Raw genomic sequence first — 14,374 nt, 5'->3', positions numbered from 1 at the left:
GGATCGGTACCGGCGCGGCGATTACGCATTTAAGTTTCCGGTGGTGGTGTCGGTGCTCCCTTGGGCAGGCCGCGCCCCCGCCATAGCATGAAGATTGCCGGGTACACCACCAGCACTATCAGGAGGGCAGAAATCACGCCGCCGACCATCGGCGCGGCGATGCGCTGCATCACATCCGCGCCTGTGCCGCTTGACAGCAAAATCGGTATCAGCCCCATAAACAGGGCCACCCCAGTCATCAGCATTGGACGGATGCGCTGGCCTGCACCGCTCTGAATCACTTCCGCCATGTCCCCGCCGGTATTGAGTCGGCGCTCCACTTCGCGATCACGCCAGGCGATATCCAGGTACACCATCATCAGCAGACCCAGCTCCACGGCGAGGCCCGCCACGGCGATCATACCCACCCAGACGGCGACGCTGAGCTTGAAACCCAGCCACCACAATAGCCAGACAGCGCCGCTCAACGAGAAAGGCACGCTCAGCATCACCACCAGGGTCTCGGTGAGGGAGCCCCGGTGCATGAACAGCATGAAGAAGATCAAAAACAGCGTGGCTGGCACCAGTAACTGCAGCTTGGCTTTGGCCCGCTCGAAATACTGGAACTGTCCGGCCCAGGCCAGTCGGTAGCCGTCCGGCACCGTGACCTCGTCGGCGACGACCTGCTTCGCCCGTTCGACATAATCGGCAATGCCGATATCGCTTGTGACGTCGACAAAGACAAAGCCCACGAGCAGGCCATCCTCGCTGCGTATCGCCGGCGGACCGGTGCGGAACTCGATATCTGCCACTTGAGTGATGGGAATTTGCGCACCGGTGGGAGTGGGCACCAACACCCGCTCCAATGCCTCGACATTATCGCGGTAATCCCGGGCGTAGCGCACCAGAATGTTGTAGCGTTCCCGACCTTCCACAGTTTGTGATACGACGGTACCGCCCATGGCCGCCATAATCACCCGCTCCACGTCGCCAACGTTCAGCCCGAAGCGTGCGGCCGCCGCTCGATCAACGGTAAAGTCCAGAAAATAGCCACCGGTGCTGCGCTCGGCGAAGGCACTGCGGGTAAAGGGAGCCGTGCGCTCATCCTGCTGTAGCGCATTCTCGATGGCAATGCCGGTTTCCTCGATGGTGGCAAGGTCGGCACCAAAGACCTTGATGCCCAGGGCCGAGCGAATACCGGTGGCAAGCATCTCGGTGCGGGTCTGGATCGGCATCCAGAAGATATTGGGCATACCCGGAAACTTCAGTTTCCCGTCCATCTCCTGAATCAGCCCGTCCCAGGTCATCCCCTCGCGCCACTGGTTTTTAGGTTTCAGGGTGATCACCGTTTCCACCATGGACAGGGGTGCGGGATCTGTGGCGCTGGTGGAGCGGCCCACCTTACCGAAGACATGCTCCACTTCGGGGATATCGGCAATGATCCGGTCCATGGTCTGCATTGTCTGGGTCGCCTCGGTAATGGACATGCCCGGCAGGGCCGTGGGCATAAACAGAATCGAACCCTCGTTGAGGGGCGGCATAAACTCGTTGCCCAATTGCCGGAAGGGTATGACGGTTAACAGCAATACCAGCACGGCTGCTCCGGCCACCGCCCAACGAAAACGCACCGCAAAGGCGACCACCGGCCGGTAGGCGGCCACCAGCCACTGGTTCAACTTGCTGTGATCGGCGCGGATTTTGCCGCGGATCAGCCATACCGCCAGGGCCGGCACCAGGGTGATGGACAACAGCGCCGCAAAAGCCATGGAGTAGGTCTTGGTGAACGCCAGCGGTTTGAACAGCCGCCCTTCCGTGCCCTCCAGGACGAATACCGGCATAAAGGAAATGGTGATGATCGCCAGCGAGAAAAAGATGCTGGGCCCCACCTGCTGCATGGCCTCGATAATCACGTCCCGCCGGGACTTGGCCTGTTCCTCCTGATCGGCGTCGGGACTCTGCCAGCGATGCAGCCGTTTGTGGATGTTGTCGATGATGACGATGGCGGCATCCACCATGGCGCCGATGGCCACGGCGATCCCGCCCAGGGACATGATATTTGCCGTCAACCCCTGAAAATACATCGGGATAAATGCCATCAGCACCGCCACGGGCAGGGTGATCACCGCCACTAGGGTAGAGCGCACGTGCAACAGGAAGATGCCGATAATCAGGGAGACGATGAGCATCTCTTCGATCAGGGTTTTAGCCAGGGTGTCGATGGCGTCCTTGATCAGGGTCGAGCGGTCGTAGACCGGTACGATCTCCACCCCCTCGGGCAACCCCGGTTTGATATCCGCCAGCCGTTGCTTGACCTTGTTGATCACATCCAGGGCGTTTTCACCGTAGCGCATCACCACGATACCACCCACGGCCACGCCCTCGCCGTCCAGTTCCGCCTGGCCCCGCTGCATGGCGGGCCCCAGGGCCACATGGCCGACATTTTTCACGGTAACCGGGACGCCGGCCGAGGTGGTTTTCAGCACCACCTTCTCCAGGTCCGCCACAGACTTCACATAGCCCCGGCCGCGGATAAACTGCTCGTGACCCGCCACCTCCAGGATGCGTCCGCCTACATCCTGGTTGGAGTCGCCCACCGCCTCGGCTACCCGTTTGAGAGGGATGTCATAGGAGGCGAGCTTGTTGGGGTCGAGACTGATCTGGTATTCCCGCTGGAAGCCGCCGATGGACGCTACCTCGGCCACGCCTTCGACCGCCTCCAGGGCATAGCGCAGATTGAAATCCTGCAGCGAGCGCAGATCCGCCAGACTGTGATTGCCGGAAGTATCCCGCAGGGCATACTGGTAGACCCAACCGACGCCGGTGGCGTCCGGCCCCAGGGTAGGATTGACCCCATCCGGCAAGTCGGCGACAGCACTGTTCAGGTACTCCAGCACCCGGGAGCGGGCCCAGTACATGTCCACGCCATCGTCGAAGATCACATAGACGAATGAAAAGCCGAACATGCTCTGGCCGCGGACATAGTTCACCCCCGGCGCGGATAGCAGGGTGGTCGTCAAGGGATAGGTGATCTGGTCCTCCACCAGGTCCGGGCTGCGCCCGGGCCACTCGGTAAAGATAATCACCTGCACATCGGACAGGTCGGGAATGGCGTCCAGCGGCGCCCGCATTAGCGCCTGCCAACCGCCAAAAGTAAGGGCGAGCATGGCCACCACGGTAATCAGGGGGTTGCGCGCGCAATAGCCGATAATCCGTTGCAGCCAGCTGATGCCCTCTCCTTCGGCGGGAGGATGAGCAGGCGGATGTTTATGTACGTCGTTTACCATTGTTCCATCCCCGCTTTGAGTCGGCTTTCGGAGGCGATCAGGAAGTTACCGGAGGTGACCACCCGGTCGCCGGCCTCGATCCCCTCGATGATTTCGATAAAACCGCCGGCCCGCTGCCCGGTTTGCACTTTGCGCGGCGCCAGCCGGCCTTCGCCCAGATCCTCGAATACCACCCGTAATTCACCAGCGATAATGACGGCTGCTTCCGGCACCGCCACGCGTCGACCGAGGTCGGCCTTGAGCTTCACTTCGGCGTACATGTCGGGCTTGAGACGGCCTTCGGGATTGGCGACGGTAAGACGCACCCGCCCGGTGCGGCTGGCACCGTCCAGATAGGGATAGACGTAGTCGACCCGGCCCTCGAACGGTTCCCCGGGCAGGTAAGGCAGGGTCACCGTCACCGGCATTCCCTCCGTTAGCAGCGGCAGTTCGCCCTCGTAGATATCGGCTTCCACCCAGACCTGTGACAGGTCGGCGATGCGCAGCAATGTCATGCCGGCCTTGTGGGCGGCACCTTCCACCACGTTCTTGGCCACCACGGTGCCGCTGATCGGCGCGTGCATGGCGACATAGTCGAAGGGCTCGCCCCGTTTCTCCAGGTTAGCGATTTCCCCGGCGGTCATGTCCCAGAGCTCGAGCCGCTTGCGAGCGGCAGCCACCAGGGTTCTTGATGCACTGCCACGGCGCTTCAGCTCCAGGTATTCCTGCTGGGTGGCCAGCAGTTCGGGGCCGTACGCCGTGAATACCGGTTCGCCCTTGGCGACGTGAACCCCCACATAATCGGCATAGAGCTCGCCAATCCAGGCATCGAACTTGAGGCTGACGTCTGTCAGGCGGGTCTCGTCGTAGGCGATCCGCCCTTCCGCGCGGATGGTCCGCGTCATGGTCATGGCTTGCGCCTCGGCGGTCTTGACGCCGATCAACTGGCGGCGACGATTGTCAAGGGTCACCATACCCGGCGGTGCCTCTTCGGCCATGCCGCCACCGTCGGTTCGGGCGCCGCCTGCCTCTTGTGTCAGGACAGTCACGCCACTGGCCGGCTGCAGCCCCTTTCGGCCCGTGGCCAGATCGAAGTTGGCACGTGCGGAGCCAACACCCTCCTTGCTGATCTGCAACGTGAGCGGCCAACTGCCTTCCATTAATGGCTCGAAAGTCCCCCGATAGAGACCGGGTTCAATTTCCTGCATATCGGCCGGGGCCTGCATGGCGGGCATGGTGCCCATGGCGGGCATTTCCGCCACGGCCTTGATGGCAGCGCCACTGACCCGCTCACCTGAGCCATCCAGCAATACCAGGGTCAGGTCGTTTATACCTACCCGGGGTGTTTCCGGCTCAATATCGATACCCAATTGAAAGGGGCCGCTCCGGTAGGAGGCACTGAGGGGCGGCCCCTCAGCGGGAGCGGCAGTGGTGGCATCCTCACCGGAGAGCCACTGAAGGCCCAATATGCCAGCGATACCTGCCAGCAACCCGAAAACAAACAGCAAAAGAAATGTGGTGCGTTGAGTCATGCTAGTTACTCTTGTTCGAGGCGCTGACCGGCGGTATCCGTCGGTGCCTGATTAATCTGGGTTGAGTGCGAACTGTCATTGGTCAGTAGCCGGCCAGCCGTCTGCTCCAGGGCCGCCAGAGCTCGAAGATAATCGGCATGGGTGCGGGCCAGGTTGTCCTCAGTACGCAGTTGTTGCCGCTCGGCATCGATGACCGCAAGGAAACTGCCCTGACCCGCTCGGTAATCGGCCACGGCGGCATTGAGGCTCTCCTCGGCGAGGGGTAGCAGCCGCTGCCGGTTGATGGCCACGATGTCCCGGGTCTCCTGTACCTGCGCACGCCCCTGTTCCAGTTGCGCCAGCAGTTGCGCCTCGCGATCCGTCAATTGCCACCGGTAGCGCATGATATCGGTCGAGGTCGCATTCCGGGTGGCACTGCGCTTGCCGGATAGATCGAAGGGCAGGTTGATGCTAAGGCCCACCGTCCAGCGTTTGTCGGCATCATCCCACAGGCTGTTGTAACCGGCGGACAACCTGAAATCGGGGAAATAGTCCTTCTCCGCTAAGCCGTGCCGGGCCCTTGCCTCGTCAATACGCGCCTGGATCCGGCGCAGTTCCGGGTGCTCCTCCAGAGCCGTCTTTTGCAACGCCAGCAACGACGGTGGTTCGGCCGGTGTGGGCAGTGGCGCTGGCGGCGGCAGCCGGCTTTGGGGAGGACGGTTCAGCAAGCCGTTGATCATCGCCTGGACTTCCCGCTGGCGTCGCTGATGAGTGACGATGCCGGTGTCGATAAGGGCCGCTTCCACATCCGCCTGCAGCACATCCTGCTGGCGGGCTCGCCCCGCCGCGTACCGGGTTTCGGCGACGCGGCGCAACTCGGCGAACAGATCCCTGTGGGCGTGTTTGATTTGCAGGGTACGATGAATATATGCCCACTCGGCGAACAGGCTCTTGGCGGCTGCCATCAGGGTCAGCCGGCCATCCGCCAGAGATTGTTTCGCACCCTCGGCCCGGGCGCGAGCCGCGTCTTCCCGCAGCCCGAGTTTGCCCGGCCAGGGGAGACTCTGACTCAACTCCACTCGTTCTTGGACGCCACGGGGTCCGCCGGCAGTTTTCGGGGCCCCGGCATAGGTCAGCATGGGGTCATCCAGAGCGCCGGCGGGCTCAATACGGTAGTTCGCCGCCTCGGCAGCGGCTGTCAGTCCTTTAAGGCCCGGGTTCCGGGTCAGTACTGCGACCACCAGTTGTTCGGCGGTCAGCGCCTTCACATCCTGTAAGGATTGATTGTTTTGTTGTAACGGCGGCGCAGCGATACCCTTCAGCGGTACGATAAGCACCATCAGGGCCATCAGGCCACCAATTCGGTTGCGCATGGGAAATACCCTCAATCGGCATAACGGAAAATCTTCGGCTTCCCAACAGGGAAAGCCATAATTCATGACAACTCGGGCGGATTAATCAGATACGCAGACGAAGGGTAGAGAAATAGACGGTACGACCACTTTCGGCCTGGGCAAGGAGCCAGCCCGGGGCAGGGGGAGAGGTCGCAGGAGACAGGGTAAACAGCGAGTCCAGGTGGGGCCAGTACAGCAAGGCGACCATACCCACCCACGTTAATACCTGATCGGCGCTTGACGAGGCAGGAGCAGCGTCTTCGAATGCGGACTGGTGCTCGACTTCACAGCAGGACGCTGACGACGCGGTCGAGCCAACATGTTCGCAACCATCCTCCGAGGGGGAAGGCGCTGCCTTGTCGCAGCCCGCCATGCCGTCTTCACAACAGCAAACCGGCTGGGGCGGCATTTCCATGGTCTCGCAGGCATAGGTAAACTGCCCCCAAAGCATGAGGAGCAGCGGAACCACTAAAAGCCAACGATTACGTTTAATCATCTGTCCTGGGTGCAACCTACTTAGAGTACAGAGTGCTTAATTTTAGCAGCGCTACCGCTTCCTGAAATACTTTTCCCCTTTTTTCTCGCTCAAAGTTGCCTGCCTTTCTATCACAGGTAAGAGTCGGGGTGAAGTGGTCTGATACTTCTGGACACCCTGGATATAGGCGGCCGTGCGCAAGGGTATGGCTTCTCCTCCGCCAGGGTTAAAACAGGCATTCACCTCACGCTCAAAGCGCACCTCGCCCATTTTCGAGGGCTCCAGGGCGGTCAGGCTACCGATCCAGGCGCCGGAAACGCCCAGAGTGATCAATACAAGAGATCCAAGACAGCAGGCCGACGCGAGCAAAGCGGCAACCAGTGGACCAAGCCCCGATTTCGCATCCGACATAACGCCCGCACCTTTCATGATTTTATTCGCTGGGATAAGGTTACATCCGTAGTCAGCTACGGAGTCAGCGCGCATGTCGGATAAAACAGGTTCAATAACCATCGGTGGCCTCGCCAGGGCAGCAAACGTTCATATTGAGACGATCCGTTATTACCAGCGGCGAGGGTTATTACCGGAACCCGAACGTCCTCCGGGAGGTATTCGGCGCTATGGTGATGCTGATATTGACCGATTGACGTTCGTGAAAACGGCGCAGCAGTTGGGCTTCAGTCTCGACCAGATCAGCGACCTGCTCCGGCTTGAAGACGGCACCCACTGCCAGGAGGCCAGTGCTCTGGCCGAGCATAAGCTGAGAGACGTGCGAGAGAAGATCGGCAGACTGGAAAAAATTGAGAGAGTGCTTGGGGAAATGGTCGACCGATGCCACGCTCAACAAGGCAATATCAACTGTCCGCTCATTGAGTCATTGCATGAGGGGATCAGAGAACAAGATTCTGAGAGGTAGCACCAACCTCAAACTGGAGTGCGGCTTCAGTACGCGCTGACCGAACACTGGTTAATCACACCGAGCTTCGGTCTTGGTTCTTTTGCCAATGGTCTGGATGTAAAGCTTGGAAGTAAACTGGGATTTCGCTCGGGGTTTAAATCGTTTTATCGGTTTCACAATAAAATGCGTTTAGGGGTTGAGCTGTTTCATCTTTCGAACGGTGGCATTGCAGATCGTAACCCCGGGACAGAGAAGGTGGCAACGCGTTGACCGGCCTGCGGACGGGTTCTATCTTTAAAAGGTGAGATTCCGTAGTAATCGCTGACACTCACGAATATCACGGACTCATAGGAGACATCCCATGAACATGCCGATGAACGCACTGCTCTTCCTGACGGCTCTGGTAGCCGGACTTCCCGCAGCCAATGCTGCAGAGCCTGCCAGGGTCACCGTGGCCGAAAAATCGCCTTTCGGCGCCTACCTGGCTGATAGTGAAGGCAGAAGCCTCTACCTCTTTGAGGCCGACGAAGCCGGCAAAAGCACTTGTTACGATGCCTGTGCTAATGCATGGCCGCCTTATACTACGAGTGGCGAACCCTGGGCGGGTAAAGGTGTTGACGCCGATGCTCTCGGCACCCTTGAGCGCCGGGACGGTACGATGCAGGTGACCTACGATGGATGGCCGCTTTACTACTTCATCAAGGACAAGGCACCCGGCGATACCCGGGGCCAGGATATCAACGGCTTTGGGGCGGAATGGTACCTGGTCACGCCATGCGGCCAAAAGGTTCACGCCGAGTGACGGCGTAATTCGGCCCAAACCGAAAGCATAAGGGGAGCTATGAGTCATACACTGGAAATTCAGGATATTCGAGAGGTTACTCACGACGTCAGGCAGGTTCGGCTTGAAAAGCCCGAGGGGTACACCTTTACGCCCGGGCAGGCCACAGAGGTGGCCGTTGATCGTGAGGGCTGGACGGATGAGAAACGACCGTTCACCTTCACCTCGCTCAGCACGGATCCCTGGCTGGAGTTCGTCATCAAAACCTACCCGGACCACGAGGGCGTGACCGATCAGATTGGACAGCTTGGCGTGGGCGATAGGCTGATCATCGGCGACCCGTGGGGCACCATCGAATACAAGGGCGAGGGCGTGTTCCTGGCCGGCGGTGCGGGCGTGACGCCATTTATTGCCATTCTTCGCGACCTGCATCGCAGGGGCGAGACCGGAAACAACCGGCTGATTTTCTCCAACAAGACCGAGCGGGACATTATCCTGAAAGAGGAGTTCGAGACGATTCTGGGTGACCGTTTTATGAACGTTATCACCCAGGAGAAACCGACCGGTGATCATATTTTTCTGAATGGCGTTATCGACAAGGCTTTTTTGAAATCACACATCGAGGATTTCGGCCAGGCTTTCTACGTGTGCGGACCAAGTCCGTTCAACAAGGGCATCATGGCTGCGCTTGAGGAACTGGGAGCCAGCCCGGACGCGCTGATCTTCGAAAAATAGATTGCCTTGCAAAATGCCCGGATTTCAGAGTAACAGAGGTTGCGTCACCGACAGCGCCGGCCGGGGCAGGGCCTGCCGCGCAGCATTCAGCCAGGCTGCAACCCCTTCTGTTGCAGCCACTGCGGGTTGAACAGCCGCGAGTAGTAGCGTCCGCCGCCGTCGCAGAGGACGGTAACGATGGTATGCCCGGGCCCGAGCTCGCGGGCGACACGGACGGCCGCAGCCACGTTGATACCCGACGAGCTGCCGAGGAACAGGCCCTCCTCGCGCAGCAGCCGATAGACACAAGTCACCGCTTCCTGGTCCTCAATGAGACAGGCATCGTCGATGGGTGTGCCCTCAAGATTGGCAGTGACGCGGCTGGTGCCGATGCCCTCGGTGATAGAGCCATCGCCCATGACCTCCAGGGTACCGGTACGGACGTAATGGTAGAGGGCGCTGCCGCTCGGGTCGGCGAGCACAATGCGCACCCGCCCGGAGCGCTCTTTGAGATAGCGGGCCACACCGGCGAGGGTACCGCCGGTGCCAGTGGCGGCGACGAAGGTGTCCACGCTGCCATTGGTCTGGGTCCACACCTCGGGGCCGGTAGTGGCGTAGTGAGCGTCACGATTGGCGGTGTTGTCGAACTGGTTGGCCCAGATGGCGTTGTCCATTTCCCCGGCCATGCGCCGGGCCACCTTCTGGTAGTTGTCGGGATCCTTGTAAGGTCTCGCCGGGACGGTATGCACCTCGGCGCCGAGAGTACGCAACAGGTCAATTTTTTCCCGCGACTGGGTCTCGGGGATGACGATAACACAGCGGTAGCCACGGGCGTTGCACAAGTGGGCCAGGCCTATGCCGGTGTTGCCGGCGGTGCCTTCGACCACCGTGCCGCCCGCGCGAAGCTCACCACGCTCCTCGGCGACGCGCAGGATGGAGAGGGCGGCGCGGTCCTTTACCGAACCACCCGGGTTCATGAACTCCGCCTTGCCGAGGATCTCACAGCCGGTCTCTTCGGAAAATCCGCGCAACCGGATGAGCGGCGTATTACCCACCGCGCCGGCGAAGCCGTCAACGATATCCATGGAGAGCCTCCTTCGACACCACACCTCTCCTGACACTAACACACGGATCAGCGACGGAGCTATATTGCGAGCGTTGCCTAACGCCTCCCGGGTGGTGATCTTCGATCATACCCCGCGCCGCGACGACGGTGGCAGTGGCGGCACCAAGACGCCCGCCGTCTGCGCAACGTGCCATTCGTGCAGGTCAACGCCTGGCGCCCCATCCGGGGACCGGTCAGACGCTCACCGCTGGCGGTGCTGGATGCCGCCACCCTTGACCCCGTACCACAGTACGGGCGTTAATCTGAACTCAGGAATCGCGAAGGTGCCGCCATGACTGACATGACAATTGGTAAAGTGGCTGACGTGGTGGGCGTCGGGGTGGAGACAATTCGTTTTTACGAACGGCGCAAGCTCATTGAACAGCCACCACGTCCCAGGGAAAGTGGCTATCGGGTTTATTCGGACGCCACGGTGCGCCGACTGCATTTTATTCGCCGTGCGCAAGAGCTTGGTTTCTCCCTGCGTGAGATCGCCGAGCTGCTTGCGCTGCGTGATGCCGACAGTGACCATGCCGACGCAAGTGATGTGCGGCGACGGGCGATGACAAAACTCCACGATGTAGACCGGAAAATTGATCAGTTGCGGCAAATCCGCCAAGGCCTTGCGGCACTTGTGGACCGTTGTCCGGGGCAGGGGCCGTTGCAATGCTGTTCCATCTTTGAGGCGCTGGAACACAACGCGGGCCCTGCCAGCGGGCCAACAATGAGTGAGGAGACAGACATGCAGACAATCAGGCTTTCAATCGGTGGCATGCACTGCGGTGGGTGCGAGGAAGTCGTACGCCACGTGCTTGAACAGCAACCAGGCGTGAAGGGATGCTCCGTTTCCCATGAAAGCGGTGAAGCCCGGGTGGCCGTTAACGAATCTGGAATTTCGGACGAGGAACTTGCAGAGGCCGTGCGCAGTGCGGGCTATTCTGCAAACATTATGAAGACGACCGAGTAGCCTCTTGGAATTTTCAGTTGCTTTGCCTCTGGCCGCCGGCCTCGGGCTACTGGCCTTTATTGAGCCGTGTTCCGTAGGCAGTCACTTATTGTTCATCCGTTACCTCAAGGGTTTGTCACAGCGGATGAAGATTGCTCACACACTGCTTTTTGCCCTGACGCGGGCCTCTTTGATGGCCGTGCTTGGCGTGATTGCCGTCTTCGTTGGAACTGCCTTCACCGGGCTGCAGCAAGGCCTGTGGGCTGTGCTCGGGAGTCTCTATGTCTTGGTCGGGCTGCTGTACCTGGGCGGTGGTACATCCCGGTTTATTGCGCTGGTGAACCGGTTTCTGCCACGCATCACCCGCATCCCTGGCGGTCCCGCGTTGGGCGTGGTGTTTGGTTTGAACGTGCCGGCCTGCGCGGCTCCCTTGCTTGCGGTGCTGCTCGGCGATGCCGCCGCCCGGGGGGCAACGGATGGAGCTGTTATCTTCGGTGCATCAACCCTGATGGTGTTCGGGCTGGCGTTTTCCGCCCCTCTGCTGTTCATTGTTTTTACCGCCCGTGGCCGTCGCTGGCTGGAATACCTCACTCGGCTCGCGGGGCGTATGCCACGATGGACCGGTGCCATAATGGTCGTGCTGGGCCTCTGGACCTTTTGGCTGGCGCTGGCTTAGGCCTTAAGACCAAGTACATCCTCCCTGTTTTGACAGCTTTCCCTGTTTAAACCGTTTGATATTCCTCGATCACTTGACTCCGTATCTTGGTACGGGGCCTACCCTTGAAATGTGACTTCATTTCATCAAGGGGACGCATCATGAACACGGCAGTGACAACCGCTGACGACGATACCCAGCCCTGGAGTCTGGAATCAACGGCGGACCCCGACATTCAACGGGTCAAGGCTCATATCGGTGGACTGCACTGCTCGCTGTGCACGGGCACGATTGAAAGCGCGCTGGGCAAGAAATCCGGCGTGCGTCGGGTTGCAGTGAGTCTGACTCACGAGCAGGCGCTGGTGGAGTTCGACTCTCGGGAGAACAGCGCCGAGGCTCTGATGGGTACCTTGCAGCAGATCGGCTACACCCTGAGCGACCCGCGCAAGGTGGAACCGTTCGAACGCCAGGAGCAAGCGCTGGCGATTGAACGCAATCGGTTTGTCGTCGCCCTGGCCATGAGCCTGGCAGCGGTCGGACTGATCGTTGATTTTACCTCGGCCTGGACCTTCGGGCTTTCCGCAGTGGTTTACGTCAGCTTGGTTCTGTTCGGCTTCGCGGTGCTGCGCGGCCAGGGTAGGTCAGCCGCGCTCACGGGCACGGCTCTGTTGGCGGCTGGCGGACTGGCATTCCTCGCGCTACGCACCGCCGGCGTTTTGGGCGGCTATGAGCCGTTGGCCGTCGGTGCGCTGGCACTGGGCATGGTGTTTGGCGTGGCACGGCAAATGTTGAACATGGCCTTTCAGGCGTTGCGCCGTGGCATCCTCAACCAGCACGTACTGGTGGAAATCGGTGCCTTCGCAGGGCTGACCGGGGGCGCCATCGGCCTGATCGTATCGCCCGAAGGTTATCCCACGGCGGCGTTTTTCGCCGTCTCTGTCATGGTACTGACCTATCATCTGTTCTCCGAATGGCTGTCGCTGATCGTCAAGACCCGCAGCTCGCAATCGGTCAAGCGGTTGCTGGACCTGCAGCCGGAGACGGCGCGCGTCGTCACCGAGGACGGTGAGCGTGACATGCTCGCAGACCAGGTTGAGGTTGGTATGCGGGTACGTATTAGGCCTGGAGAACGCATTCCCCTGGACGGAGAGGTGGTGGAAGGCGGTTCGGCCGTGGACGAGTCCCTGATCACGGGCGAGCCGTTACCAGTGGAGAAAACCACTGGCGATACCGTCGTGGGCGGCGCCATCAACGGCTCCGGCACCCTTCTTCTGCAGGTAACGGCCATCGGCAGCGAAAGCTTTCTCCAGCAAGTGATCAGCAGCATCGAAGATGCGCGTGCACTCAAGCCGGGATTGCTGCACCTGGTGGATCGCGTACTGCGGATCTATACGCCGGCCGTGCTGATCATATCGGCCCTCGCCTTTGGCTTCTGGTCGATCGGCCCCGTACTGATTGGCGGCGAGCCGGCCCTTGAACGAGCCGTTTTTGCCGCCCTGACCGTGCTGGTCATGGGTTATCCCTGCGCCGTGGGCATCTCAGCACCTCTATCCATCGTACGTGGCGCAGGAGAGGCTGCGGACAAAGGCGTACTGATGCGCACCGGCGAGGCTTTTCAGGCCCTGCGCAAAGTGAACAAGGTGGTGTTCGACAAGACCGGCACTCTCACCGAGGGCCGCCCCGCTGTGCGCTCTCTGTACAGTGTGGATGGCAACGACGATGCGCTGCTGGCGCTGGCTGCAGCGGTCGAGGCGGCCTCGGAGCACCCGCTGGGGCGGGCCGTCGTTGAAGCGGCACTTGAAAGAAATGTGGACTTCCCCGAGATCGCCGATTTTCAGGCCGAATCCGGTCGTGGTGTCACCGCGCAGGTGAATGGCAAGCAGGTACTGGTGGGCAGCCCGCGTTTTGCCGAAACGGCCGGCGTGGAAATGACATCCGTTGCCGATGCCGTGGAAGCGGACGAGGCCCAGGGCCATACGGTAATCGTGGTGGCCCGTGACGGCACTTTGTTGGGCACCATCGCACTCGGTGACGCTCTGCGACCCGATGCCGCCGACACCATAGCCAGCTTGCAGTCGATGGGCATCCGCACCGCCCTGTTGACCGGTGATAACGAACGCACCGCCCACCACATCGCGCAACAGGCCGGTATCGATGAAGTGCATGCCGGCGTGCTGCCTGAACAGAAAGCGGACCGGCTGCGAACCATGCAGCAAAGCCAGCGGGTCGCCATGGTGGGCGACGGCATCAATGACGCCCCCGCCCTGATGCAGGCGGACGTAGGTATTGCCATGGGTGGCGGCACGGACATCGCCATTGACGCCGCCGACATTATCATCCTAAACAGCCGGGTGGACGCCGTGGTGACGGCAATAGACATCAGCCGTTGGGGCTATCGTAAAATGCTCCAGAACGTCAGCCTGGCCTTTCTGTTCAACGGTATCGGCATTCCGCTGGCCAGTACGGGGCTGATCTACCCGGTCTGGGCGATGGTGGCCATGGCAGCCAGCGTGACAGCCATTTTCATTAATTCACTGTGGCAACGCCCGGCATTGTTTTTCGATACGGTCGCGAGCGTGGGTGATTGATCGGGCAGGCTCAGCCTGGCAGGCGATGATGCTGCCGTGGACGGGGCCAAAAAACAGGGGTGTTG

The 14,374-nt window shown here is 60.6% G+C and carries 13 protein-coding genes; 7 read left to right on the top strand and 6 right to left on the bottom strand.

The features are described 5' to 3' along the window. Positions 1–29: 29 nt before the first annotated feature. The 5 genes from D0851_RS11845 to D0851_RS20570 all read right to left on the bottom strand — a co-directional run bounded on the left by D0851_RS11845 (position 30) and on the right by D0851_RS20570 (position 7,033). Positions 30–3,263 (bottom strand): efflux RND transporter permease subunit, encoded by a 3,234-nt coding sequence (locus D0851_RS11845; protein WP_117618827.1) that lies wholly within the window; start codon positions 3,261–3,263, stop codon positions 30–32. Further along, entirely contained in the window at positions 3,257–4,774 is a 1,518-nt protein-coding gene (locus D0851_RS11840; protein WP_117618826.1) for an efflux RND transporter periplasmic adaptor subunit, read from the bottom strand. Before D0851_RS11840 ends, D0851_RS11845 begins: the two co-directional genes overlap by 7 nt. A 5-nt stretch (positions 4,775–4,779) precedes the next feature. Beyond that, positions 4,780–6,126, bottom strand: coding sequence for a TolC family protein (locus tag D0851_RS11835; RefSeq protein ID WP_162893727.1), 1,347 nt, complete (start codon positions 6,124–6,126; stop codon positions 4,780–4,782). A gap of 85 nt (positions 6,127–6,211) precedes the next feature. After that, on the bottom strand, positions 6,212–6,643 hold the full coding sequence (locus tag D0851_RS11830; protein WP_117618824.1) for a hypothetical protein: 432 nt from the start codon (positions 6,641–6,643) through the stop codon (positions 6,212–6,214). Positions 6,644–6,694: 51 nt separating this feature from the next. After that, the gene (locus tag D0851_RS20570; protein WP_117620382.1) at positions 6,695–7,033 is read right to left on the bottom strand and encodes a mercuric transporter MerT family protein; all 339 of its coding nucleotides are present in this window, start codon (positions 7,031–7,033) and stop codon (positions 6,695–6,697) included. Positions 7,034–7,106: 73 nt separating this feature from the next. Here D0851_RS20570 and merR point away from each other — a divergent pair, with 73 nt between their 5' ends. From merR to D0851_RS11805, 4 genes are all read left to right on the top strand, one after another. Beyond that, positions 7,107–7,538, top strand: coding sequence for an Hg(II)-responsive transcriptional regulator (gene merR / locus D0851_RS11820; protein WP_117618823.1), 432 nt, complete (start codon positions 7,107–7,109; stop codon positions 7,536–7,538). 18 nt (positions 7,539–7,556) lie between these two features. Continuing rightward, on the top strand, positions 7,557–7,790 hold the full coding sequence (locus D0851_RS21085; RefSeq protein WP_117618822.1) for an acyloxyacyl hydrolase: 234 nt from the start codon (positions 7,557–7,559) through the stop codon (positions 7,788–7,790). Positions 7,791–7,881: 91 nt separating this feature from the next. Continuing rightward, complete coding sequence (locus D0851_RS11810) at positions 7,882–8,322, top strand: hypothetical protein (protein WP_205422186.1); 441 nt, start codon at positions 7,882–7,884, stop codon at positions 8,320–8,322. Between the two features lie 39 nt (positions 8,323–8,361). Then, entirely contained in the window at positions 8,362–9,036 is a 675-nt protein-coding gene (locus D0851_RS11805; protein WP_117618821.1) for an FAD-binding oxidoreductase, read from the top strand. Positions 9,037–9,122: 86 nt separating this feature from the next. Here D0851_RS11805 and D0851_RS11800 read toward each other — a convergent pair whose 3' ends face one another. Then, entirely contained in the window at positions 9,123–10,100 is a 978-nt protein-coding gene (locus D0851_RS11800; protein WP_117618820.1) for a cysteine synthase A, read from the bottom strand. A gap of 312 nt (positions 10,101–10,412) precedes the next feature. Between D0851_RS11800 and D0851_RS11795 the strand changes: the two genes are divergently transcribed. The 3 genes from D0851_RS11795 to D0851_RS11785 all read left to right on the top strand — a co-directional run bounded on the left by D0851_RS11795 (position 10,413) and on the right by D0851_RS11785 (position 14,309). Beyond that, positions 10,413–11,087 carry a MerR family DNA-binding protein gene (locus D0851_RS11795; protein ID WP_117618819.1) on the top strand — a complete coding sequence of 225 codons (675 nt, stop codon included), beginning with the start codon at positions 10,413–10,415 and terminating at the stop codon, positions 11,085–11,087. Positions 11,088–11,091: 4 nt separating this feature from the next. Next, positions 11,092–11,742 (top strand): cytochrome c biogenesis protein CcdA, encoded by a 651-nt coding sequence (locus D0851_RS11790; protein WP_117618818.1) that lies wholly within the window; start codon positions 11,092–11,094, stop codon positions 11,740–11,742. A 140-nt stretch (positions 11,743–11,882) separates the two neighbouring features. Further along, entirely contained in the window at positions 11,883–14,309 is a 2,427-nt protein-coding gene (locus D0851_RS11785) for a heavy metal translocating P-type ATPase (protein WP_117618817.1), read from the top strand. Positions 14,310–14,374 lie beyond the last annotated feature (65 nt).

Source organism: Marinobacter sp. Arc7-DN-1, assembly GCF_003441595.1.
GTDB lineage: Bacteria > Pseudomonadota > Gammaproteobacteria > Pseudomonadales > Oleiphilaceae > Marinobacter > Marinobacter metalliresistant.
Note: the sequence above shows the minus strand (reverse complement) of the source record. Positions and strands in the feature narration are given on the sequence as shown.

What these genes read in the sequence shown, in the direction of transcription:
- D0851_RS11845 (WP_117618827.1), bottom strand. Translation starts at nt 3,263, where the DNA reads ATGGTAAACGACGTACATAAACATCCGCCTGCTCATCCTCCCGCCGAA.
- D0851_RS11840 (WP_117618826.1), bottom strand. Translation starts at nt 4,774, where the DNA reads ATGACTCAACGCACCACATTTCTTTTGCTGTTTGTTTTCGGGTTGCTG.
- D0851_RS11835 (WP_162893727.1), bottom strand. Translation starts at nt 6,126, where the DNA reads ATGCGCAACCGAATTGGTGGCCTGATGGCCCTGATGGTGCTTATCGTA.
- D0851_RS11830 (WP_117618824.1), bottom strand. Translation starts at nt 6,643, where the DNA reads ATGATTAAACGTAATCGTTGGCTTTTAGTGGTTCCGCTGCTCCTCATG.
- D0851_RS20570 (WP_117620382.1), bottom strand. Translation starts at nt 7,033, where the DNA reads ATGTCGGATGCGAAATCGGGGCTTGGTCCACTGGTTGCCGCTTTGCTC.
- merR (WP_117618823.1), top strand. Translation starts at nt 7,107, where the DNA reads ATGTCGGATAAAACAGGTTCAATAACCATCGGTGGCCTCGCCAGGGCA.
- D0851_RS11810 (WP_205422186.1), top strand. Translation starts at nt 7,882, where the DNA reads ATGAACATGCCGATGAACGCACTGCTCTTCCTGACGGCTCTGGTAGCC.
- D0851_RS11805 (WP_117618821.1), top strand. Translation starts at nt 8,362, where the DNA reads ATGAGTCATACACTGGAAATTCAGGATATTCGAGAGGTTACTCACGAC.
- D0851_RS11800 (WP_117618820.1), bottom strand. Translation starts at nt 10,100, where the DNA reads ATGGATATCGTTGACGGCTTCGCCGGCGCGGTGGGTAATACGCCGCTC.
- D0851_RS11795 (WP_117618819.1), top strand. Translation starts at nt 10,413, where the DNA reads ATGACTGACATGACAATTGGTAAAGTGGCTGACGTGGTGGGCGTCGGG.
- D0851_RS11785 (WP_117618817.1), top strand. Translation starts at nt 11,883, where the DNA reads ATGAACACGGCAGTGACAACCGCTGACGACGATACCCAGCCCTGGAGT.